Raw genomic sequence first — 21,543 nt, 5'->3', positions numbered from 1 at the left:
GTCTCCAGTGTTCGGTTCCAAGGCCACCACATGAGTGTGGGGGCATGGCCGAATGCCTGGTTTCCGAATCTGCCCGGGTCAGGGACGGCGCAGCCGCCGGCTTGCCGGGCGCAAAAGTTTTCCGCGCGCAACACCCGAGACACGCGCGCCCTCACGCACGGGACCGCGCCGCACAACAAGCGCCGCCCTCGCCGAAAAGTTTTGCGATCCTTGACGCGGGCTGATTTGGGGGCCATCCGGAGGATATGCTTCCGCACTCATGTGTGTGTGTTTTGACGGTAGGTTTGCCCGACCCGAGCAGGCAAACGGCCCGACCGGACGCGGAAGACGGATGGAGCGGCGGGATCGTTTTGGCCTCGGGCCAAAACAGACCAGAGAGCAATCCGGCGGAGCGGCCGGGGAGGGACGTGCTCGCGAGGCGGGCAAACCGGGATGCCAGGCGCGACGCCGCGGTGAGGCCGCATGGCCGAATGCGCGACGGACCGAAGGGCCGTTCTCCCCTGCGACACGCGAAGCCGAGCAGGGGGGCAGAAGCCAGTAAACTACCGACGCGCAAGATACCATCACTGAGGAGGAATAGGTTTGCCTCGATAAGCCTTTGTGTTTCATTGATTTACGGCTACTCTCGCAAAAGGTGTGCACCGGTATTTAAGCAGAAGAATGACTTCACAATCGCAACACGACGCAACAGCTTCGGCACTAGGGTTCCGCTACCAGGAACGCTTTGCCCTTCTCCAGCTACTCGAGACAAACGATGATGAGGCCGCAGTAGCAGTTGAGGCTCTTGATGACGTTCAGCTTAAGGCCAACGGCGTAGATATTCTTGAGCAACTAAAGCATTCGCTTGTTCCAAACCCCAAGCCACTGACAATTAAATCGGTGAACCTTTGGACAACCTTCAGGATCTGGTGTGAGCTACTTCCAAACCTAAATCTAGAATGTACCAAGTTTGCGTTGATTGCAGTTGCTCCGATTGCCTCTAATTCCAGTCTTCGTTGCTTAGAAACGGAAGGCTCAGACCGCGCTTCTTTGTCGTCTGAGTTACAAGCAGAGGCGAAGCGCGTCATTGAAGACGTCGAAACAGCAGAACCTGAAGGCAGAACAAAGCCTCATAAGAAGAAGGCTTCTGGGGCTGCGGCATTTCTTGCATTGTCTGAAAGTCAGAGGGCAAGCTTGCTTCAAAGGGTTTCGATACAGTCAGAAGTAGGGACGATCAGTAGCTTGGAAGGCAAACTTGCTCAGCGTCTTGACACCTACCCGAAAACTCAACGGGCGACGCTCGCGGCGAAACTCGGTGAGTGGTGGGATCGGCAGATGTTGTTGTCTTTTGACGGTAAGCGAGATCGCTTCATTAAAAGGTATGAACTGCTCGAGCAACTCTCCGAGATTAGCGCAATGCTTACATCAGAAGCTCTATTGGATAGCTTTAGCAGCAAACAACCGCCTCCTGTTTTTGATACTCATGAGATGTTGGCGAAACAATGCGAGCTAGTGGAAGCCAAGCCAGCAATGGTGAAGCTGGCTCGTATTTCAGAATGGCAAGCTAGAAATCAAAGAGCGGCTTGGTCAATTGAAGCCCCATCCAAACATAGCAAAATCGTGGAATACGACGAAAGACTTGTCTCCGAGTGGACCTACAGGCACGAAAGTGCATGCGAAAACACCGAGGCCGGAAATGAAACTGAATTGGTCATTAACGGGCAATCAGTACTGCGATGGGTCTTGGAAGAAGCTGCTCAAGAGGTAGGAACTATTGAAAGCACAGTGACATCGCCCTTCTACGTGCGAGGAAGTTATCAGGTTTTGTCAATTGAGGGTCGGGTCGGATGGCACCCTGACTATCGCAAACGTCTGGGGTTTTCAGAATGAGAACGACTTATGACCTTTTTGCTGAAACAAACCCGGCCTTTGTGTCATTTCTCCTCTATCGATTTGTGAAAAGCTATTCAGGCGATAGTGATGAGGCCCCACACATAAGTCTAGCGTATCTTGTTGTGCCCTTGGCCGTGTCACAACGCTTAGAAGCCAGTTTTTCTTCAACAAATTCTGCAACAGGTTTTCTTTCTTGGCTCAACCGTTTTCCCGAAGTCCGTATCGGACTTCAACAAGACATTGAGGTAGCAAGAAATACTACTGATCAGGGAATTCGTGCCGCCCTCTTCAGCCAATTGTTAGAGTTAGGGAACAATGGAACCATGCAGTTTGGCGGCGCGAAGAAGCCCCCAGAAAACACCAAAAGCAAGCTGTCTAATATGCCAAAGCAGGCTGTCTCGAGGGCTGAGCGACTTGGGACATGGATGTCTGGTATCGGCGGCCCGGCTACTATCTTTTCCGCCTTAGAGGTGCGACCATGACACGTTGGAATATCTCTGAGATCGCGTTCTTTGGTCTGGAAGGCCGGAGAAGAACAATCCAGTTGCGCCCAAATGAAGTAGCAATACTTACTGGCCGCTCCGGAACAGGCAAATCGGCCATCATCTCAGGAATTGATTATTGCCTTGGCTCCAGAAGCTGTGAGCTCCCTGATTATGTGCGGCGACGTACTATCGGTGTCGCAGTTCACTGGAAAAACGATCAAACCGACTTGATAGTTGGACGCGTCGTTCCCGACAGTGGCGTGGGAACAGAAAAAATGTTCGTTAAGACGGGGCGCAATTTACGGTTGCCTACTTCGTTTGAACAAATTGAAGGGCCCGCCCCTCGCGCGACTGCCAGAAAACTAATCGAACGAGCATTCCGGATCTCCGACATAGACGATGCGGACGCAGACGAGAAGTCGACGGTTGGAAAGGCCACAATCAGGCACACCACACCCTATCTGTTTCTCACCGCAGACGTGATTATCAGCAACAAGACCGTTCTTCATGACCTGAATGATCCCGACAAGGCAAAGGACATCAGGGCAACATTGCCTTACTTCCTTCAAGCGGTTGATCAGGAAACTGTCTTGGCACAAAGACGATTGCGCCAATTAGAGGCGGCGTTAGCGCGGCTTGAACGTCAGGACAAGGCAAGAAAAAAAAGCCGATCTCTGCTTACCGAGCGAGCGATAGCATTGCTTACCCAATCCGCTGGCCTAGGAATGTCTGACGCACCAGACCCCACGCTCCCAGAACATGAACTTCTTGATCTTCTGAGAGAGGTAACATCTTTCGAGATCACTCGGACCGATACGGAGACTGGCGATCAGCTTGGCGCCTTAGAACAGGATCGGCGGGAAACAGTTCGATTGGCTTCAGAAAATCGCCAAAAGCGAGATGCCTTGAAAGCGCTAGTCAAAGACGCTTCTGGTTTTGAAACGACAACCTCTGGGCAGTTTCAGAAGTTGAACCTAGTAAATCACCTGCACCTCGACAACGAAACTTGCCCAGTGTGCCAGGAAAAGAGTCAGATAGGTGCAAAAATTGCTAAGGACATTGCTGCCTCTCTTTCGCTCATTGAGAAGGAAGTTGCCTCAGTTCAGCAAGTGACCCCAGAGTTGCTTGATCAATTAGAGCAGGCAGAAGAAAATTTGCAGTCCGCTAATAATCGGATCAGGGAAATTGAGCGCCAGATTCGAAGTGCCATTCAGCAAAGCGATGCCCTTAGACGAGCTGATGATCTGGCTCAGGCGCGCGCAATCACTCTTGGCCGCGTAGAGCAGTTTTTAGAAACGACCGTTGAGGATTTCGAGCAGGCTCCGGTTGATTTTGGCAGTCTTCGAAGTGAAATCGAAGGGTTAAGAGAATTTGTCGATCCGCAAGCTCTTCGCGACAAGATCGCACATGCCGAAAACATGGTGTCTAACTACGCATCTGAGATGCTTCCTTCCCTTCCCTCAACCGCTCCACTCACAGATGCCCGCCTACAATTCTTTGCCGATGGCAGAATTCGCATTATTGAAGCGGAGCGTCAACGCCAGCTCAATCTCGTCGATGTTGGTTCAGATCAGAACTATCTCGCAATTCATTTGGCACTACTATTTGGCTTGCACAAGCACTTTGAGCAGGTTGCATCGCCGGTGCCCGGCCTGCTCGTTATCGATCAGATTAGCCGTCCGTATTATCCCAAGGATGAAAAGGCTCGCGACGAACGCAGCTTGGAAGAAATGGCGCAGGATGATGATCGTCGTTCCATGGCAAGAATAATGGACTTCATCTTCAAAGAGACAGCCAAAGCTAATGGCCTCCAAGTTCTACTAATCGAACATGCATATATGGAGAATGATGATCGCTATGTTGACGCCACAGTTGAACGTTGGACTAAAGCCAACGGTATCAAGCTGATCCCAGACGATTGGCCTGTACGTGAGGCCTAGGTATTGCTCGTTGATCTTTGAGCTGAAACAACACGACCAAAAGGGGAACCGTGGTCCCACGGCTCCCCTTTCGGTTCAGATCGTCTCCTCTCGCGCGCTAATCACGCGACCAGCGAGAGCCCCGCGCCTGCGTCCTGCGGCTGCTCACCGCTGTCGATGAACGGGATGATCGAGAAGGTCTGCCCGCCGCGCTGTTCTTCGTTCTGCACGGCGTTCACGCGCAGGTCGCCATCGGGCGTGTTGATCAGCAGCGACAGGTAGTCATTTCCCGTGCGGCTGCTTTTGGCCATCCAGGCCGAGCCGACGCGGATCGGCGTGCCCCGGGGCGAGCTGACCTCGATGCGGTAGTCAGGGTGGGTCTCCTCGGTCTTGTAGCTGTTCTCGATCAGCATGAACTCCAGATCGAACATCATGTTGGCGATGTAGCCGGTGAAGGCGTTGTCGGCGTCCATGGCGGTCAGCTCACCCGAGATCGAGCCGGATTTCATCAGGCCGTTCGAGACCAGAGGGATGATCTCGAATTCGCCGCTCTGGGCCGCGCGCGCCTCTTTCGTCTGCACCGCGTTGACCCGGAACGGGCCCAGGCCAACATCGAGCTGCATCGAGATGTAGGGGTTGCCGCTGGTGTTGCCAGTTTCGTTCCAGGCCGTGCCGATGCGCACCTTGCGGCCCGACTTGTTGATCGCCGTCACGTCGTAATCGGGGCTGCGCGCGGACATCTTGGCCCGCGCTTCCAGCTGGATGGCGATGTCGAAACGCGTCGAGTGAATCATGCCGGTATACTGAGCGGCTGCGGTCTCGACATTGCGGGTAAGGGTTCCTGCGAACATGGGATGGTTCCTTTCAGATTGGTCGGTGCCTGACGTTCTTGCCGGCACATCCGGGATTGCTTTCTCGACCCCTTGAGGGATCACAAATCAGAAAGCCTGCTTTCCTTTCAGCCCCGCCCACGGGTCAGAGCTGCCGTCCGAGTGGGGATGCCCCCGCGCCTCCGGGTGCTACGCCCCTCCCCTGCCCGTCTGGTCTTGATTGGCGGCCCGGATTTTCCACGCCATCTTCCGATCGCGCGATGAAGAACTCCGTTTCCTTACCGTTCAACCGGTGCCCGCTCCGGTCGGTCAGGCCGATACAGCTACCATTCAGCAAATAGGTGATGAGGTACTGACCGAGACTGTCCTTCTGGACAACGTAGCCGGTATTGGCCCAATGCACGGTCTGATCGGCATCGACGGCCGCCTTGATTTCATCGAGTGTCATGATCTTTCCCCCCATTGCCTATTCTGCTGCCACTGAAGCGGCATCTGGTGCCTGCCCCACGATCCGAGTCAGAATGCGGCCCGTGTCGATCCCGTCCCCATGCGGCAGGAACACCCGTAGCTGGAAGGCGATGATCTCCGTGAAACACCCCATGGCCTTGAGACCTTCAATCATGCCCCGATCCGCACCGCCCAGCTCGAGACGCATCTCGCCTGCGACCCGGCGACGGGTCAGGGTGAGACCCCGGCCCAGATCCACAGGTACGGTGGTGCCGAGGGCGGCGGTCAGCATATCCTCCGGCGTTTGCGGATTGGAGACGAGGAAGCGGGCGCGCAGCGCGGCCGCCCCTTCTTCGCTCAGCGTGCGCCCGATCATGGCCGTCGCCCCGTCAGGCGTGACCCTGTAGATGCGTTCATTCGTGGTCGGAATGTCCTTCCAGATCGGCAGCAGCAGCCCGGTCAGCAGGTAGAGCTTGGTCGTGGTGGTTTTAGGCAAGGCCGCAGCCTCGGCATCCCAAAGCCGTTCGAACTCAGGCCTTCCGATCTCTTCCCAGGCGGAGGAATCGAACCGCGTCTCCTCCAGGTAGCTCGACCCGTTGGGCCGCACCGCCTTGCGCATCAGCGTGACGATGTCCTCGTCATACATCTGTATGGGCCGCGCCGAGATCAGCGCCGCGCGTCCAGACGCGCGATTGACCATGGGCAGCTTGTCCGGATTGCGCGACATAGCCTCTTCGGCACCCAGAACATGGACCGGGTCCGTCACTTCGAGCCCAATGATCCGTGTGACCGCACCGGATTTCGGGCAGGTCCAGAGATCCTCGGTGGAGACCTGTTCGATCTTTTCGCCGCGCAGGGTTTCGACGCCGAGATCGAGCGTGCCCACCGCACGCGCCCGTTCGGTCTGATCAGCGATCCGCCTCATGAATTCCGCAAAGAGCGCGTTCTGCATGTGGATGGGCAGCGCCAGCACCCGGTTCAGAAACCGCTGGATCGGGGGAAGCTCCTCGAGCAGCACCCCGTCCTTGTCGATCAGCCGCAGGGCTGTCCAGTCGGTGAAGCGCTCGTAGCTCATCGCCTCGGCGCGCCCGGCGGCAAGATCGGCGAAATACCCACGCAATGCCGCCCGTGCGATCGGGCTTTCGAGATTGTCCTCCTCGCGGAACATGCCTTGCGAGCCGGTCTCGCGCTGGCCCTTGGTCAGGGCCCCCAGCTGATCAAGGCGTTTGGCGATCGTCGAGGTGAAGCGCTTCTCGCCATGCACATCGGAGGTGCAGACCCGAAAGAAGGGCGCGCTGACCTGCGCCGAACGATGGGTGCGGCCGAGCCCCTGGATGGCCGCATCGGCACGCCAGCCGGGCTCCAGAAGGTAGTGTCGGCGTCGTTTCTGGTTCTTCGCCGTCTGCGCAGCATGGTAAGATCGGCCCGTCCCGCCCGCATCGGAGAAGATCAGGATATCCTTTTCGCCGTCCATGAAGGCCTGGGTCTCAGACGAATTGCTGCTGGCGCTGCGCTTTTCGATGAAGAGATGACCATCCTCGGCCTTCAATGGGCGGATGGACCGTCCCGTAACCTCGGCAACAGCCTCGTCGCCAAAGGCCCAAAGGATCTGATCGAGGGCAGAGGGGATGGGCGCCAGCGTCATCAACTCCATCATGGCCGCATCGCGCAGGGCGAGCGCCTCGCGCGAGACGACCAGCGCGCCAGTCTCATCCCGGAGCGGCTCGGCCACCATGTTGCCGTCAATCTCCACGAGCTTTTGCGCGTGGATCGGGAATGCTTGTTCGAGGTAGCCCAAGACGTAGTCGCGCGGCGTCAAGGCACCCTCGACGAGCTCGTCGTCGGGGTCCATCGTGTCAAGCCGGCGTTTCAGCAGGCTCTCACCTGTCGAAACCACCTGGATGACGCACGCGTGGCCCGTTGTCAGGTCGTCCTCGATGGCGCGGATGATGGTCGGTGCCTTCATGCCCATCAGAAGATGGTTGAAGAAGCGCTGCTTCGTGCTTTCGAAGCGGGACTTGGCCGAGGCCCGGGCGGCTGACGCATTGGTCTCCCCCGAGGCGCCATTGACGCCAGTCGCAGTCAGTGCGGCTTCCAGATTGTGGTGGATCGTCCGAAACGCGGTCGCATAAGCATCGTAGATCTCGATCTGGGCCGGGGTGAGCGCATGTTCGAGCACGTCATACTCCACGCCATCGAAGCTGAGGGCGCGCGCCGTGTAGAGCCCGAGCGTCTTGAGATCGCGGGCCACCACCTCCATGGCAGCAACGCCGCCAGCTTCCATCGCCGACACAAAGCTCTCGCGGCTTGGGAAGGGGTATTCGGGACCCTGCCCCCAGAGCCCCAGCCGCGCGGCATAGGCCAGATTATGCACGCTCGTGGCGCCCGTGGCCGAGATGTAGAAGACGCGTGCGCGGGGTGCTGCCAGTTGCAGACGCAGGCCCGCAAGGCCCTGCTGGGAGGGTTTGACCCCCCTGCCCTGCTCGGACCCTGCGGCGTTCTGCATGGCATGGGCTTCATCAAAAGCCAGCACGCCCTCAAAGTCTTCGCCCATCCAGTCGAGGATCTGGCTCAGCCGCGTGGTGCCGCATTTGCCCGCGGACCGCAGCGTGGCGTAGGTGACGAAGAGGATACCGTCGCCCATCGGGATGGGCTGGTCCGGTTTCCATTTGGAGAGCGGCTGAATGTCGGCAGGCGAGCCGCCGAGATCGGTCCAGTCGCGTATCGCGTCCTCGATGAGCGTCGCGGATTTGGAGACCCAGATCGCCTTCCTGCGGCCGGCCAGCCAGTTCACCAGGATGAGCCCGGCGCATTCGCGCCCCTTGCCGCAGCCGGTGCCGTCGCCGAGGAAATACCCGAGGCGATAGGCACATGCCTCCGGGTATGCATCGGCGCGCGTCAGCTTGGTCTGGTCGTCATCGATGGTGAACCGTCCTGGCAGGTCGCGCCCATGGGCATCATGCGCCATGATGATGGTCTCGAGCTGCGCCTCGGAGAGATGTCCCTCCTCGATCAGCTTGGCAGGCAGGCGCAATTCCGCACTGGCCGCGCCTAAGGCAGCGGGCGGAGCCACGGAAGCCATGGCGATGCTTTCGACCAGCGGTGTGGGATGTTCCTGCGCACCCGCGATCTCGATCCGCTGCGGGCGGTAGCGCGCATAGATGTCCGAGACGGGCGTGTTGTCGCGCGGGGCCTCAAGGCTTGTGAAAGTGAGCGGTATGGCGGCGTTGGTCTGAGCGTTGGACGCCGCAACTCTGGCAACTGGGCGCTTGCGCGTGACAGGTACTGGACCGACCGATCGCGCATAAGGGTTTTTCGCCGCCCGTTGGGCGGGCCGCGTCTCAGGCCGGTTTGCGGCCACGGTGTCGACAAAAGGAAGGGCTTCCTCCAGATCCTGAACCGTTGCGCGGATCATCCCGCCGTCCTCCTGCAACTTGTCGAAGACCATGAGCTGGGTTTCCACCGAGGTGCCGAGCTTGCGATAAACCTGCCCCGGCATCGTCAGCGCCAATCGCGGCGCCAGGAGACCGCAGGCGCGGGACCAATGCGCGGCATCGCGTTCGGGCGTGAACCCCGGCGGCATGATCGCCACCAGCCGCCCGCCGGGGGCCAGGCGCTTGGCAGCCGCAATGAGATGCTTGGCAGCGATGTGCTTGTCCCGGGAGCGGTCGACCGAGGAGGTGAAGGGCGGGTTCATCACCACGACATCGGGTAGAACCGGTGTCTGCAGCAGATCGTCGATATGCCCGCCGTCGTGACCCGTCACCTCACCGCCGAAGATCGCGCGCAGGAGGCTCTGGCGAAAGGGGTCGATCTCGTTGAGCAAAAGCTTGGCACCCGCCCGGGCGGCGAAAACGGCCAAGGCACCGGTGCCAGCCGAGGGCTCCAGCACGGTCTCGGCCTTGCGGATCGCCGCCGCGCGAACCGCCATGGTCGCGAATGCCAGCGGCGTGGAAAACTGCTGCAGCCGGATCTGCTGCTCTGACCGGCGGGTTTCCGTCAGCAGCCGTGAGGCAAGCAGCTTTGCAGCAGCGATGTCACCTGCCGCGTCGGCCCCACGCAGCAGCACCTGGACGGCCGCGGCCTGCATCAGGTCATAGGCCATGCGCCAGTCCCAGGCACCGCCGGCATCGCTGCCATGAAACGTCTCGCGCATGATGCGCGCAAGCGCCGAGCTGCGCAGGGGTTGGTGGTCGATCTCCGCGCCGATTTGCGCCAGCGCAGAGGTGAGATCAGCGTCGGAGATTGAGAGAGCCGGGTTTGCCAGTTTGGGCTTGGACATGGGGATTTCCTTTGGATCAGGGTCTGAGTTCCAAAGGACAAAAAGGCCGCTCTACACTTTGAAGGCGTAGAGCGGGCAATTTCTTAGCGGGGGGCCTGCACCCCGATCATGGCCACTGCTGCGCAGCATGAAGAACGCGCAAAATGGTCACCATCTCAGGGCTTTCAGCATAAACCACGATGTAGTTCGGCCGAACAACCATCTCCCTAGTCCCGTCCACACGGCCCGCGCGGTACATCTGAGGGCGTTCTGGAAGGAGGGACGTCTTGTGTTCAATCTCGTCTTTGAGAACTTGGGCGGCATCCGGGTTGTCGTCAGAGATGTAGTCAATGATTGCCAGCAAGTCGGCTATGGCCGTGGCTTTCCATTCAAGATTTGGCAAGGCGCTTCCCGTCAATCAATGCCTGGGCGTCTTGCATCGCCTTGGCATGGGGCGTTGTGGGCCGTGGATCGTCCAGCGCTTCCTGTACCTTCGCCCTGAACCAGGCGTCATAGGCATCCGGATCAGCAGTCAATCCGGCAGGCAAGCCGCCTTCTGCGGCCACGCGGGTCAGAAGAATACGCACCGCGTCGGAGAGCGTCAGACCGACGCCCGCAAGTGCGTCCGAAGCCTGTGCTTTCAGCTGATCGTCAACACGGACATGAAGCATGGATGTTTGGGCAGGCATGGATGGTCCTCCAGTTGATGGGAGTGATGTATCTCATTTGAGATACGGCTTCAAGTCGGCAGTATGTGTGCAAGTGGTCCCGTGGTGTTGTCTCAGCGGGAAACTCAGCCACCCTGCCCCGCCAGGAACTCCGCCAGCACAGGACTGGCCTCGCCTTTCGCGGAGCTGAGCAGCTCCGAGCCCGCAAGCGAGGCCTTCGACAGGCGTACGAGCCCGCCGGTTTCCTCGATGCGGTAGCAGCGCCGCTTTTGCCGCCCACACCTGTAGTGGGTCGCGGTGACGATCTGGCAGGTGCTGCCATCGGTGAGCGTCACAGGGGCGGCGAGCCTGATCTTGTCGCCTTCCTCATAGTCCGAGATCGCAGCCCAATCCCGGCAGCGCTGACGCCAGGCATGAGCATAGCTGCCTTCGTCTTTCAGGTTGGAGAGAAGCTCGATCAGCCCAAGGGGAGCACGAGACTCGTTCGGGCCAGCGCTTTCCTCCATGTCCTTGTAGCCCCAGCAGCCGTCATCGTATCGGGTGAGGAAAACAGCCCCGAAAGTGATGGAGCCATCCGCATCGGTCACATAGGTCGCGTCTTCGACAGGGGTGCCGTCGAGATTGATGACCCTTGCCGCCGCATACCAGGTGGAGCCGACCTTGCAGGCTTTGACCAGTTCCGTCTTACGCTTTTCGCCCTCGAAGGTACAAAGCCGGGCGATTTCCGCTTTCTCATCCGCGTAGGTTTTGACGCGGCCGTCGGTGTAGAAGAGCCAACCCATTTCAGAGTCCTTTCTGTCGTTGGGGAAAATTGTTGTCGCCAATGTCCCGAGAGGGCCGCAGGCCCGGTAGGGTATTGGCGATGCTAGTTTGAGAAAGGGCGCGTTACGCCACCCTCCGATCATCGAGTTCCATCAGCGCATCGAGCGGCACGCGGTAGGGCTGCATGACGTCGAAATCCTCGCAATTTCCGCAGTTCTGCACGATCGCGAAGGTATCGCAGGCATCCTTGAGGATGACCCGGAAGGTGCCGCCGAGGCCCGAGGGCACCTCGTAGGTCCCGCCGATGAGATAGTCCGAGGCCCGGCGCACGAAGACGCGGATACTGTGGCCATCGGTGGCGAGCCGGATCGCACCCCGCCCCCGATCGATGAGTACCTGCACGTCATCCAGGATGTCGGTGTAGAACTGGCCGGTCAGATCGCGAAACGCCATGCGGCGCTGCGCCATCCAGTCGGTGTCCCGAAACGGGTTCATGCCGTCGGCGAAGGCGAAGGAGGGATCGGCCTGCTCGGTCGTTAAAATACGAGTGGTCGTGCCGTCGATGCCGTTCGATCGCAGATGCACACCATTGCCGACGATCAGAATCAGGGCGGGCCTGTCCACGGGCCCGTTCCAGTTGGGCAGGAAGGTTTTGCAGGCGCGCGCATGGGCGATCTGCGCCGCAACTGCGGAGGCAGAGAACTTGAGAATAGCCATGGGGATGTCTTTCTGTTCGGTTTGGAAGGGTCGACCCGCGCGGGGAACGCCTCGCGCGGGTCGCGTGATGGCTCAGGCCGCTTGCGCGACCTCGTTGTCAGGCTCCGGGGTTTCCGCAGCGGGCTCCGCCTCATCAAAGGCGACACCGGCGGTCTGCATCATCGGCGGGCACCAGGCGGCCACGACAGCGCGCTGCGCGTCCGTGAGCGTGGCGAAGGGCTCGGCGAAGAGCTTGTCGCAGAAGGCGACGATCTCCTTCTTGCTCGACGAGGCCAGCGTCACCGCCTCCTGAGCCAGACCCAGATCCTCGCCGAGGATCTTCAGGAGCCAGGCCTTCTTGAAGCGATTGAACAGCGCCGCATTCGGCGTCCAGTGGGCGCGAATGTCGGGCATGATCTCGATCTCGAAGTCATGCATGAGGCTGTCGCGCTGCCGGTCCCGCGCGAAACAGGACTGCGTGGTGCTAGCCGTGGCATAGGCCACGAGCTTGGCCTTCTCGCCTGCCTCCAGCGCGCGAAACGCCGCGAACTGATCGGCGGGCGCGCGGGTGTCATCGAGCCACGAGAGGTCCAGCGCATCATGCGCCGCCGCCACCTGCTCGAGCGAGGTCTCGTCGATCTCGTCCATCTTGGCATGGCTGCGGTATTCCGTGCGGGCATCGATCTTGATCGCCTGCGTGACACTCATGCCGCTGGCCAGAACGTCACTGACCAGCTTGAAGAGCGTCAGATCGAGCGTGGCCTCCGGATGCAGCGCCATCGCGGCCCCGAGCGCCATCGCCCGCTCAGTCTTAAGATCCTCGGCCAGTGAGGCTGAATAGGTGATTTCGCCGGCGTCCGGGGCGTCTTCCCCGGTCGGGCTAGCCGAGGAGCCGCGCGCGCCTTCCTCTTTCACGGTGTCTTCCGGGCGGACGAGGCCCACATGGAGCGTGACCTTACCGGCCGACCACGACGATATCACCCCAGACCGCGCGAGGTCCTCGGCGCTGTAGGCCTCCTGCAGATCGCGCGCTTCATCTTCCAAGGCGTCTACGCGCTCGTAAAGGGCATTGTAGGCACCGTCCTCGAGCCCCTCATCCTCCATCTCAAGCTGGAGTTGCTCGAGCTCGGCGTTGATCTCATCGATGCGCTTCTGGGCGGTCTCGTCGGGCTCGATCGGGCCGGGATAGACGCGGCCGTAGTCGGCCATGGTCGCGTAATCATAGCGCACCCTCGCATCGGCCCAGGCAAAGCCCAGCCTCATACGGGCCTCCTCGGCGGCGGCCCCGAGCTTCTCGAGCAGGATGGTCTCGACCAGCGCGGCATCCTCCAGCACGGAATGCTCTTCCAGAAGATCAGCCGCGACAGCGCCGCCGCGGGCCTCGTAGTCTGCGCGCACGAAGGCCCCGATATCATCGCTGACCTTCACCCCGCGGGATTTGAGGGCCTGACGGACGGTATAGGCCTGCAGATAGCCGCCGTCTTTCGTGAGCGCCTCGAAAACCTCGCGCTGCACCTCTTGGCTCGGGTGCTCTGCGAAAGCTTTCATCGTGTCGAGCGTGATCGTCTTGCCCCGGGCCGCGGCGCGGATATCGGGGTGGATCAGGCCATAGCGCAACCGGCCTTTGACGGTGGCCACGGTGGTGCCAAATGTCTTGGCGATCGTTTCCGGCGTCTGGCCGTCGACTTCCATCATCCGCGCGAAGGCCTCGAACTCGTCAATGGCGTTCATCGGTGCCTGGGTGATGTTCTCGGCAAGTGACAGGGCCGTGGTGACGTCGCAGTCGTCAGGCACAAGGCGGCAGTCGATCTTGGTCTTCGCAGTGAACCCCTTGGCGGCCTTGTCGGCGACCAGCTCCTTCAGCGCGGCATGGCGGCGGCCGCCGGCGAGGACGGCGTATTTCCCATCGAGTTTCTGGACGATAAGCGGCTGGAGCAGGCCCAGCACAGCGATGCTGGCCTTCAGATGGGCGATGTTCTCGAGGTCATAAGTTTCCGGTGAGTTGCTGCGCACATTGGCGGGATGCGGGACCAGATCGCCGATGGCGACGGTGAGAGGGGCAAAGTTCGTAGTCATGGGATATCCTTTCAGGTGGGTGAGGTGTGGCCGACGCACTCGCGCGCGTGACAAATCCCCGGCTTCAGGGATCACCACGACAAAAGGCCCACTCTCCCTTTGAGGGGCAGCGGGCCTTCATCGTCTCAGATGTCAGGGGGGAGGAGTCCCCTGCCCTTCTACCAGTCGCGCGCCAGCATGATGGTCAGCACGCGCATGGTGGTGGCGGGGTTGTCCGGGGTCTCGGCCCCGTAGCGGAAATCCGAGTCTGCTTCATAGAGATCGATTTTCCAGAACACGGTCTCGCCCCGGATCTCGACCGCACCGAAATCGTGCCATCCTTCGGGATCATTCTCAGGCTCGAATGTATCGAACGCACCGGTGGCCTTCACCGCTTCGGCCATGAAGCCATCGCCGGCCTCCATAAGCGAGCGGGTGACATGCATGCGGCCCTGGATGGGCTGCGCGGGCGGCACTCCAAGGCATGCGAGCTTGCGAAACGCGTCGTTCTGCGCCGCGATCACGGTCGGATCGGGACGGTCTGGCAGGGGTTGAACGGTCATGGGCATGGGGATCTCCTTTGAGAAGTTGGAACACCCTTCCCAAAGCCTGCTTTCTCTTTTCCGCTTGGCGGATGAATCGAGGCCGAAGGTGCCCTACCCGAACAGCCCCTTGGGTCTGTAATTCGGGTTGGGGATGGTTTCGATCCAGCCGCCTTGGTGCTTGATGCTCTCGAGCGCTGCCGAGAGCGGATAAGCGCCCTCGTACGGGCTCCACCAATAGGCACGGCGCTTGAAGGTGATGATCTTGCGGCGGCCGTCGTTGAAGCAGGCCACCCGCAGCGTTTTGGGTTCCTTACGTGACATGGGTGTCTCCGTTCTCCGTGTGGTCAAGCGGCCTCGGCACTGCGCCCTGCCCTGCCCGTCTCCGATCTGGCGATCAGATAGTCGCAGGCACGCTGCGCATCTGCAGCGTGCTTGAAGATCGCACCCTTGTCCGACCGAAGGACCCGTAACCAGTTGTGGAGGTAGGCGGCATTCATCTCGAGCGTATGCGCCGTGAAGCCGAGCGTCTGACCCAGGAACACCGAGGTAAATTCGGCCACATATCCTGACAGTCCAGCCCCATTCTGAAATTTTTCGGCAATGAGAACGGTTTTGGTCATGCCGCTACCTCCTCTGCATGGGGCTGCTGCGCATGCATCCAGTCGGCCGCCTGCTGCGCCTTGCTGGCGGCGGTGAAGATGGCCTTGGGGTCGTCTTTCAGGACCTTGAGCCACGAGGCAATATAGGCGGCATGATCGGGGCGTGGATGGTGGGCGATCCCGAGGTCTGCCAGGACCAGCCCGCTGAGAATTTCCACGCAGCATTCTTCGGCGGCATAGGCGGCCGAACCAAAGCGACCGGAAAGGTCGCGGTTGAGCCTGTGCTTTGCGCCACTGGCGTGACCATTCTCGTGTAGCCAGACACCGTAGAACGACGCGGCATCGCGAAACGAAGTGAACGGCGGCATGAACACGGTGTCGGTCGACGGGCGGTAATAGGCTTCCGATCCACCGAACTCCGTCTTGACGCCCAGGTTTGTGATGAACGCTTCCGCATGGGCAAGGCGTTCAGCCTCGGGCAGCACAGGGGTCGCCGGGCGCTCGTACCCGTCCACCTGAGCGATATTGAAGACAGAAAAGGCGCGGGCGAACATCCGTCGATGCCCGTCATCATCGTCTTCGTCGTCGGCCTGCTGGGAAACCTTGATCTCCCTCCACAAGACGACCGTGGTAGAGCGTTCTCCTTTACGCACCTGCGCGCCGGCATCCTGCCATTGCTTGTACGTTCCCCAGATACCGTCGCAATATCCGGCGGCAAAGCCCGTGGCCCAGAGCGCCAAGGTGTTTATGCCGCGATAGCGCTTGCCAGATGAAACGTTGGTCGGACGCGCGATGCTGCTCCCGTCGTGGAACCAGGGCGCACGCCAGTCGCCGGCGCCTGCCTCGATGGCGGCGATGATCTCGGTGGTGATACGGTTATAAACATCGGCGCGCCCGGCCGATGAGGAAGATCGGGACATGACAGGTCTCCAGGACGGGCGGAACAGGCCTTTCCCGCTCTCCTCATCCCGTCACTCACCCCGATCCCAAGCCTCCTCTCCCTTTACCGCCGACCGAACGGGCGGCGGCGCGATCCGGGCCAGCACACCCTCGATCCGGTCAACTTCCTGCTGAAGCGCGGCCCGCTGCAATCCGGGCAGCCGCTTCTCGCGCAGCAACATGCGTGCCTCATCGGCACTCCGCTCCCACACGGGCCTGTGATGTTGCGCGATGCAGGCGTTCGGGCAGCGGGTCGGTTCACAAAGCGCTGTCAGCGGGCGGTCTGCCGCGGCATCCGTCACGCGCTTGAGGCACAGGGCGGTTGCCGGATCGAAGAAGCAATCGGCAAGCGGTCCGACATGCAGGGTGCGGGCCAGACTGGCGAGCATAGTGCGCAGACGGGACCGGTCGGCGATCATCGGCGGCAATGGCCCAAGCTCGGTGGCTGTCTCGTCGAGGGTACGCGCGACACGAAGACCGGCCGGCCCACCAAGGTCGGCTCCGCCGCGCCGCCTGTCGAAATACTCGAGCAGATCATCGATCTGGCCGAGCCGGCGTTGCGCCTCGACCTCGGCGCGGAAACCCGAGGCGCTGCTACCCGCGTAGCCTTCGAACGCGGCGACGGATGCATGCTTGTACTGGATCATGCCGGCCACCGTTCCGAAGGAACGGTTGGCGATGTGCCATGCGATCGTGCGACGAAACTGGCGCGTCGTGATCCGCCAGGGCTTACCGTCCGGCCCGGGCGGTATGGCGGGCGCCTCTTCCGTCCCGAACAGCCTGTTCAGGTGGTCACGATAGGCGTTTAACTGGCGCACGATCTCGGCGGAGACGTGCGGTTTGCTACTTCGCGTCACTGACAGCACGGGCCAGAGCGTATCGAGACCATGGGCAACAGCCGCGCGCCGGGTCAACTGTTCGAGCACCCCGATCGCATGGGCGACGGGCTCGATGGTCACCCACTCCGCCGACGCTCCCCGGCCCCCCTTTCCCTTGTACGCAGTGGAACGGACGCGGTGTCGTGACACGGTGCCGTCCTCGCTGCGCGCAAGCGTCAGGCATCCCCGGCGCATCGCCTGCACCTCGCAATCGCGCATACCGGTCAGATAGGCGCAGACCACATAAGCCGCTGCCTGCAGCATGCGCTCTTCCAGGACGAGGGATTTGGCATCAAAGCGGTGCCGCCATGGCCGGCCGAGATCGGCATCGACCGAGATTGGCGTATCCATGCCGCCGGGTTCGATCCCGATATCCGCGATGGCGGCAGCGATGAGATCGGACGCGCCGCCAGCGAGAGCGAGATGCATCGCCGGCTCCCTGGCGGCATCGACGCCGACGTGTAGATGCAGAAGCTGCACGTTGACGACGGGCAGAAGCTCCCCGCTTACCGGATCGACGGATGCGGAACCGTTGGGTGGGCTTGCCCAGACCGGCACGCCCCGGCCCTGCCGCGCGCGGGACCGAAAATAGCGCGCCAGTCGCTGCCGTTGCCGGCGGCGGCGCTCCGCATGCGGCAATCCCTGTTCCGCGACGAAGAGCCGGTCGCGGCGCGCTTCGAGCCGGGAAAGCTCACGCCGGGCGGCGAGAATGTCCCCTGCGAATACCGTGATGTAGCGCAGCGACCATGCCAGAAGCGGCGCAATGATCGGCTCGGGGATGCGCGGGGTCCGGTTCTCGGGAACATGACGATAGCCCGCGACGCGCGCGGGTGGCCGCCCGTCCCACGGTTCGAACGACAAGCCGCCGCCGGGAAGGTGCTCGCGGTAGAGATAGAAGTCGATGACGACCTCGAGAAGCTGCCCGACAATGACGGGCCGCCTTGCCGGGTCCTCTCGGAGATGCCGCGCATAGGCGTCGATCAGCGGAGGATCAATGCGGGCAAGGTCCAGCGCGCCCAATCGTTCGCGGACGAAGCCGAAGAAGCGCCGCGCCCGGTTGAACGCCTGCCGCACGCAGCTGGGCGGCAGCTTCGGACGATGGCCGGGAAGGTCGACATTGAGACGCGCATAGAGATAGGCGCGCATCATTGCCTGCACATCGGCATCTTCGAGCACGTCGAAATACACGGTGACGTGGCAGCGCCGGGCGTTCTCACGGAAGACGGCGGGACCCAGATTCCAGCTTGGATCGCCGACGCGCGACAGGTCCTCGCGGGCATGGCCCGGCTTGAGCGGCGCGCACGCCAGCACGGGCCGATCATCGAACGCGTGCGCGCGGGCAAGGGCGGGCGCGGTCATGCGCGCGCCTCGGGAGGCAGATAGAGGCGCTCCTCCACGGCGCGTAACCGCGCTTCGGCGACAACGGTATCGGAAAACGCGGGCAAGATCTGATGGACGATCCGGGCATGAACCTGCCCGAACTTGACCATCCAGTCGGGACCGGGAAGCCCCTGCCGCTGGTCTTCGACGAAGGACAGGAAGGCCATGATCGCGGGGAGCTTGCGGGCGGTGATGACGGCGTTGGGGCAATGGAGGCACCCCCAGAACGGCTGCTGGCATGGCGAGCCGGCCTCGGCGAAGGGGCTGCTATGGAACCCCGCGCAGGCGGCGAGCCAGAGATCCTGCTCCCCATCGAGAATGGAACCGACCGCATCCGGCGGCATCAGCGGCCCGGCCTGTTCGGGCGCTTCGCGCAGCGTCTTCTCGGCTGCTGGCGCGAGGATGGTCGGCATCGCGGTGACGACAGCGTCGCGGAAGGCATCGGCGACGGTGGCCTCGTGCAGGGGCCGCAGCGATGGCAGATCGGCGTAGTGGCGCGCCGCGACCTCGGGCGTGTGGCCGACCGCGAAGCGGGCGATGTACCCTTCGGTTTTGGTGTACCACAGCGCCTTGTGGGTTTTGCGAAGCCGGGACAGCAGAAGATGGAGCGGCTTGCCGTCCTCATCGACAATCCGGTGCCGTGCCACCCAGGCGTCGAGGCGTTCGCGCGGATGACGGATGCCTGCATGGAGACCGCCGACGTTGTGGTAAACCCAGAGACAATCGTTGGGCAGATGCTGACGGGCGACGGTCGTGATCTCGATCAGCCGGCGGATAAGGCCACCCGGCGTGCCGAGGCCGCCGTCGCGCACGCGCATGCTCTTGTGCCCGGCGGCGCCGGCGCGTCGTTTCAGGTATCGCAGTTCGACGGTTCCGGCGGAGGGATTGTCCAGGCAATCGACCGTCAGCGCCTTCAGGCATTCCGGCTCGAGGCCGGTATCGAGAGCAAGCAGCACGAGCAATGGCGGCAGATCGGTGACGTGCAGATGATGTCGGCGATGCAGGTCGTCGATCAGCGTGCTGATCGGCAAGCCGCGCCGCAAGCGCATGAAATAGAGACGGCGCAGCTCGACGCTCTCGGTCCGAACGGCTCCATGGCGCGCGATGAGAGCTTCGACATCGGCCCGCGCTCCGGCAATGACCGGATCGCCCTCATCGGTCCGATCCTCGGCGCCGATCCGGCGGAATATCGCTTCCACGTCCGTACGGGCCGCGTCGCGCAGCGCGCGGGCGACGAAGGGACTGTAGGCATCACGCGGGGTCGAGCGTCCCGCCGAGGTCGCCATTGTATAGCGCAACCGCTCATGGAGGTCGGGCGTGATCCTGTCGGGCCGATCCGCCTCTATCGCACGCAGCGTATTGACGATCTTGCTGACCGTCACATGCCGGTAGATCGCGCCCATTCCCCCGCGTTCGAGTGCCGATGCGAAACCGTCGACATGGGCTGCGCGCACGTCTTCGGGCCCGTCCACCTCCCCCGCCTCATCGGAAAGCCAGGTGAAGAAACGGCGATAGGAGTTTACATACTGTTTGATGACGCTGGCCGCACCGATCCGGCCGCCGAGCGCGGCCGACCGGCGCAACGCGCTGGCAAAGGCGATACCGAGCGGACGAGGATCGAGATCGGTCATGTCGACCAGGACGGTCCCGCCATGCCGCGCCTCGATGACGAACCTGAGGCCGAGCACCGGATCGGGCTTGGCTCGCTCCGGCGTGACGGGTGCGAAAGCGACGGGCCTGCCCTTGCGGGGACGCCCGCTCATGCGCCCTGCGGTCCCGGCAGCAGTGCCAGCAACTCCTCGACCGCCGAATCCACCGTATCGGCGCGGGTCGCGATATGGTCGAGATAGATATAGGTGGTGGCGAGACTCGCGTGGCCGAGCAGGCGTTGCACCTGCTGCAGCGGGTCGCCCAGGATCAGCCGGTAGCTCTCCATCGGCCCCGCCGGCAATGCGGCTTCGCGCAGACGCTCCTGGATCAGCAAAGCGAGCATATGGACCGCGAAGGTGTGGCGCAGCTGGTGTGGGCTGATCGACAACGAGAAACCATAGTCTCTACAGCGCTTGCAGGCGCGGGCGAAGATCACCTCCCAGGAATTGGGTCGAACGGGCTGTCCGACCTCGGTCAGCCATAGCGCCGCGGGCTCGCGCGGCGTTCCGTTCTCGTTGCACAGAATCAGACGGCCTCGTTCCTCTGGCGTGCAGACATCGCGCATGCGGTCGAGACCGGCGTCGGTAATATGGATCGGCCGGTCAAAGCGCGCCGCGCCATCGCGCGCGACGAATTTGGCCGCGCCTGCCGCGCGCTCGACATCGATATAGGCCGCGATCTGACGAAGCAGCCGGCGTGGGACCAGAACACTTCGTCCGCGATCGCCCTTGGTGAGCGGCGGCGGCAGGCGCAGCCAGAGCTGCCGGTTCTCATCGCCGTCCGGAACGATGACCGCGAGATCACCGGCGAGCAGACCTGAGGCTTCTTCCAGTCGCAAACCTGTCGTGACGAGCAGATCAGCGAAGAGCGCGTTACGCAATCCGTTCCGATCACGCGCGCCGGGGCGTTCGCTGCCGTCAGGCGCGAGGCCGCGTAGACCGACCTCGCGGAAGATGCGGTAGTCGTCCATCGTGACGAACCGGACATCCGACCGCTTCACAACACGTTCATAGGCATCGTTGCGCGCGGCGATCATTCCGCGACGTCCACCCTGCGCCGGTCGCCACACGGCACGACGGTTGAACGGTGCATCGGCGATCAGCCCTTGCCGCTCGCCCCAGCGATAGAGGCGATCAAGGCTGGCGACGGCCCTGTTCCAGCTTGCCGCCGTGATCCGCTGACCAGCATCGCCGCGCCGGCGCGCACGATGATAAGCCTCGACATCGTCGCGGGTCGCAGCCCATACGGTCTTGCCGCAGGCATCGAGAAAGCGAAGCCAGACCGTCACATCATAGGCCTGGGCGCGAAGCGAATGCCGTGATCGAATCCCCGATAGCGGCTGGTCGAGAAAGAAGCGATCCAGATCGGGGTCGTAGAGCGTGTCGCCGCGCAGGATCAACGGCACATGCGCGTCGAGACCCCCGGCCTCGCGACGCTCGCAAACTGAAATAATCGACACCAGCGCAAAACCCTCCCCATGCCCCCACCCCGTGCACGCTTCGGCCCGGCAGTTCTCAGGCTGGCCGCCGCCAGCTCTTTGGTAAGCGCGGCGGCCAG

General features: G+C 61.9%; 17 protein-coding genes and 1 pseudogene. 3 read left to right on the top strand and 15 right to left on the bottom strand.

Translation table 11 applies throughout. The features are described from left to right. The first annotated feature begins 660 nt into the window (after positions 1–660). The 3 genes from IEV87_RS19715 to IEV87_RS19705 are packed head-to-tail and all read left to right on the top strand — an operon-like array spanning position 661 to position 4,297. Positions 661–1,869 (top strand): ABC-three component system protein, encoded by a 1,209-nt coding sequence (locus tag IEV87_RS19715; RefSeq protein WP_188479546.1) that lies wholly within the window; start codon positions 661–663, stop codon positions 1,867–1,869. Beyond that, positions 1,866–2,354 carry a three component ABC system middle component gene (locus tag IEV87_RS19710; protein ID WP_188479545.1) on the top strand — a complete coding sequence of 163 codons (489 nt, stop codon included), beginning with the start codon at positions 1,866–1,868 and terminating at the stop codon, positions 2,352–2,354. Before IEV87_RS19715 ends, IEV87_RS19710 begins: the two co-directional genes overlap by 4 nt. Then, positions 2,351–4,297 (top strand): DUF3732 domain-containing protein, encoded by a 1,947-nt coding sequence (locus tag IEV87_RS19705; protein ID WP_188479544.1) that lies wholly within the window; start codon positions 2,351–2,353, stop codon positions 4,295–4,297. The genes IEV87_RS19710 and IEV87_RS19705 overlap by 4 nt, the downstream gene beginning before the upstream one ends. A 101-nt stretch (positions 4,298–4,398) precedes the next feature. Here IEV87_RS19705 and IEV87_RS19700 read toward each other — a convergent pair whose 3' ends face one another. The 15 genes and pseudogenes from IEV87_RS19700 to IEV87_RS19630 form a co-directional block, all read right to left on the bottom strand. Next, complete coding sequence (locus tag IEV87_RS19700; protein ID WP_188479543.1) at positions 4,399–5,127, bottom strand: DUF736 family protein; 729 nt, start codon at positions 5,125–5,127, stop codon at positions 4,399–4,401. Positions 5,128–5,251: 124 nt separating this feature from the next. Next, on the bottom strand, positions 5,252–5,554 hold the full coding sequence (locus IEV87_RS19695; RefSeq protein WP_188479542.1) for a hypothetical protein: 303 nt from the start codon (positions 5,552–5,554) through the stop codon (positions 5,252–5,254). Between the two features lie 18 nt (positions 5,555–5,572). Continuing rightward, positions 5,573–9,835, bottom strand: coding sequence for a strawberry notch-like NTP hydrolase domain-containing protein (locus IEV87_RS19690; RefSeq protein ID WP_188479541.1), 4,263 nt, complete (start codon positions 9,833–9,835; stop codon positions 5,573–5,575). A 106-nt stretch (positions 9,836–9,941) separates the two neighbouring features. After that, positions 9,942–10,217, bottom strand: coding sequence for a type II toxin-antitoxin system RelE/ParE family toxin (locus IEV87_RS19685; RefSeq protein WP_071974127.1), 276 nt, complete (start codon positions 10,215–10,217; stop codon positions 9,942–9,944). Next, positions 10,204–10,503 (bottom strand): type II toxin-antitoxin system RelB/DinJ family antitoxin, encoded by a 300-nt coding sequence (locus tag IEV87_RS19680; RefSeq protein WP_044353023.1) that lies wholly within the window; start codon positions 10,501–10,503, stop codon positions 10,204–10,206. Before IEV87_RS19680 ends, IEV87_RS19685 begins: the two co-directional genes overlap by 14 nt. Positions 10,504–10,607: 104 nt before the next feature. Next, the gene (locus IEV87_RS19675; RefSeq protein ID WP_188479540.1) at positions 10,608–11,264 is read right to left on the bottom strand and encodes a DUF6927 domain-containing protein; all 657 of its coding nucleotides are present in this window, start codon (positions 11,262–11,264) and stop codon (positions 10,608–10,610) included. A gap of 103 nt (positions 11,265–11,367) precedes the next feature. Continuing rightward, positions 11,368–11,961: a regulator gene (locus IEV87_RS19670; RefSeq protein WP_188479539.1), complete on the bottom strand. Its 594-nt coding sequence runs from the start codon at positions 11,959–11,961 to the stop codon at positions 11,368–11,370. 72 nt (positions 11,962–12,033) lie between these two features. Next, positions 12,034–14,016: a ParB/RepB/Spo0J family partition protein gene (locus tag IEV87_RS19665; RefSeq protein WP_188479538.1), complete on the bottom strand. Its 1,983-nt coding sequence runs from the start codon at positions 14,014–14,016 to the stop codon at positions 12,034–12,036. Between the two features lie 158 nt (positions 14,017–14,174). Further along, the gene (locus IEV87_RS19660) at positions 14,175–14,564 is read right to left on the bottom strand and encodes a DUF3768 domain-containing protein (protein WP_152467383.1); all 390 of its coding nucleotides are present in this window, start codon (positions 14,562–14,564) and stop codon (positions 14,175–14,177) included. An 87-nt stretch (positions 14,565–14,651) separates the two neighbouring features. Further along, positions 14,652–14,861, bottom strand: coding sequence for a DUF6330 family protein (locus tag IEV87_RS19655; protein WP_188479537.1), 210 nt, complete (start codon positions 14,859–14,861; stop codon positions 14,652–14,654). A gap of 23 nt (positions 14,862–14,884) precedes the next feature. After that, positions 14,885–15,100, bottom strand: a pseudogene (locus IEV87_RS19650) (zincin-like metallopeptidase domain-containing protein); the annotation flags it as partial. 56 nt (positions 15,101–15,156) lie between these two features. After that, positions 15,157–16,059: an ArdC family protein gene (locus tag IEV87_RS19645; protein ID WP_188479535.1), complete on the bottom strand. Its 903-nt coding sequence runs from the start codon at positions 16,057–16,059 to the stop codon at positions 15,157–15,159. Positions 16,060–16,110: 51 nt separating this feature from the next. After that, positions 16,111–18,315, bottom strand: a complete 2,205-nt coding sequence (locus IEV87_RS19640; RefSeq protein WP_188479534.1) for an integrase — start codon at positions 18,313–18,315, stop codon at positions 16,111–16,113. Further along, positions 18,312–20,099 (bottom strand): hypothetical protein, encoded by a 1,788-nt coding sequence (locus IEV87_RS19635; protein ID WP_043754032.1) that lies wholly within the window; start codon positions 20,097–20,099, stop codon positions 18,312–18,314. Before IEV87_RS19635 ends, IEV87_RS19640 begins: the two co-directional genes overlap by 4 nt. Beyond that, positions 20,096–21,445 carry a tyrosine-type recombinase/integrase gene (locus IEV87_RS19630; protein ID WP_188479533.1) on the bottom strand — a complete coding sequence of 450 codons (1,350 nt, stop codon included), beginning with the start codon at positions 21,443–21,445 and terminating at the stop codon, positions 20,096–20,098. Before IEV87_RS19630 ends, IEV87_RS19635 begins: the two co-directional genes overlap by 4 nt. Between the last annotated feature and the right edge of the window lie 98 nt (positions 21,446–21,543).

It is taken from the genome of Primorskyibacter flagellatus, assembly GCF_014638275.1.
GTDB classification, from domain to species: domain Bacteria; phylum Pseudomonadota; class Alphaproteobacteria; order Rhodobacterales; family Rhodobacteraceae; genus Pseudooceanicola; species Pseudooceanicola flagellatus_A.
Note: the sequence above shows the minus strand (reverse complement) of the source record. Positions and strands in the feature narration are given on the sequence as shown.

Excerpts from the sequence above, each read along its gene's own strand:
- IEV87_RS19715 (WP_188479546.1), top strand. The coding sequence starts at position 661 with ATGACTTCACAATCGCAACACGACGCAACAGCTTCGGCACTAGGGTTC.
- IEV87_RS19710 (WP_188479545.1), top strand. The coding sequence starts at position 1,866 with ATGAGAACGACTTATGACCTTTTTGCTGAAACAAACCCGGCCTTTGTG.
- IEV87_RS19705 (WP_188479544.1), top strand. The coding sequence starts at position 2,351 with ATGACACGTTGGAATATCTCTGAGATCGCGTTCTTTGGTCTGGAAGGC.
- IEV87_RS19700 (WP_188479543.1), bottom strand. The coding sequence starts at position 5,127 with ATGTTCGCAGGAACCCTTACCCGCAATGTCGAGACCGCAGCCGCTCAG.
- IEV87_RS19695 (WP_188479542.1), bottom strand. The coding sequence starts at position 5,554 with ATGACACTCGATGAAATCAAGGCGGCCGTCGATGCCGATCAGACCGTG.
- IEV87_RS19690 (WP_188479541.1), bottom strand. The coding sequence starts at position 9,835 with ATGTCCAAGCCCAAACTGGCAAACCCGGCTCTCTCAATCTCCGACGCT.
- IEV87_RS19680 (WP_044353023.1), bottom strand. The coding sequence starts at position 10,503 with ATGCCTGCCCAAACATCCATGCTTCATGTCCGTGTTGACGATCAGCTG.
- IEV87_RS19675 (WP_188479540.1), bottom strand. The coding sequence starts at position 11,264 with ATGGGTTGGCTCTTCTACACCGACGGCCGCGTCAAAACCTACGCGGAT.
- IEV87_RS19670 (WP_188479539.1), bottom strand. The coding sequence starts at position 11,961 with ATGGCTATTCTCAAGTTCTCTGCCTCCGCAGTTGCGGCGCAGATCGCC.
- IEV87_RS19665 (WP_188479538.1), bottom strand. The coding sequence starts at position 14,016 with ATGACTACGAACTTTGCCCCTCTCACCGTCGCCATCGGCGATCTGGTC.
- IEV87_RS19660 (WP_152467383.1), bottom strand. The coding sequence starts at position 14,564 with ATGCCCATGACCGTTCAACCCCTGCCAGACCGTCCCGATCCGACCGTG.
- IEV87_RS19655 (WP_188479537.1), bottom strand. The coding sequence starts at position 14,861 with ATGTCACGTAAGGAACCCAAAACGCTGCGGGTGGCCTGCTTCAACGAC.
- IEV87_RS19645 (WP_188479535.1), bottom strand. The coding sequence starts at position 16,059 with ATGTCCCGATCTTCCTCATCGGCCGGGCGCGCCGATGTTTATAACCGT.
- IEV87_RS19640 (WP_188479534.1), bottom strand. The coding sequence starts at position 18,315 with ATGACCGCGCCCGCCCTTGCCCGCGCGCACGCGTTCGATGATCGGCCC.
- IEV87_RS19635 (WP_043754032.1), bottom strand. The coding sequence starts at position 20,099 with ATGAGCGGGCGTCCCCGCAAGGGCAGGCCCGTCGCTTTCGCACCCGTC.